Consider the following 723-nt stretch of genomic DNA (forward strand, 5'->3'; position numbering starts at 1 on the left):
GGGTGTTGGTGGTGGCGGGGCGTCATGAGGTGCCGGTGGATCCGCAGGCGGGTCCGGTGGAGGAGTTCGCGTTCGGGTTGCGGAAGCTGCGGGTGGAGGCCGGGCAGCCGACGTACCGGGTGCTCGCCTCCCGGGCGGGTTTCTCGGTGAGTGCGCTGTCGCAGGCGGCCGGGGGGCGGGAGCTGCCGAGTCTGCGGGTGGCGCTGGCGTATGTGCGGGCCTGTGGGGGTGAGGTGGGTGAGTGGGAGGCCCGGTGGCGTCAGGCAGCGGCGGCCGTCCGGGACACCACCACCGCTGGCGCTGGTGTGGAGGTGGTGCCGTACCGGGGTCTGGCCCGGTACGAGAGCGGGGACGGTGCTCTGTTCTTCGGGCGGGAGCGGGTGACCGCGGATGTGCTGGCCCTGGTGGGGCGGCGCAGGTTCGCGGCGGTGTTCGGGCCGTCGGGGAGCGGGAAGTCCTCGCTGCTGCGGGCGGCGGTGATCCCCGCCCTGCGCCGGCCCGGCACACCGGACGGGCCGGGCGGCCCGGGGCTGGGGCTGGGGGCGATCCGGATCCTCACCCCCGGCAGTCACCCCGCCCGCACCCACACCCACCTGCTCACCCCCACCGCAGAGAGCGGGGAGGTGCTGGTGGTGGTGGACCAGTTCGAGGAGGTGTTCACCCTCTGCCGCGACCCCGACCAGCGCGAGGGGTTCCTGCGCCTGCTCCTGGCCGCCCGTAACG

At 75.0% G+C, this 723-nt stretch carries 1 protein-coding gene; it reads left to right on the forward strand.

What is annotated here, in order from left to right:
• Nucleotides 1-35 precede the first annotated feature (35 nt).
• Nucleotides 36-723 (forward strand): helix-turn-helix domain-containing protein (locus SYYSPA8_RS37070; protein ID WP_456115177.1); only part of this gene is annotated, 688 nt, incomplete at its 3' end.

The sequence above is a fragment of the Streptomyces yaizuensis genome, assembly GCF_034961445.1.
Classification (GTDB): Bacteria; Actinomycetota; Actinomycetes; order Streptomycetales; family Streptomycetaceae; genus Streptomyces; species Streptomyces yaizuensis.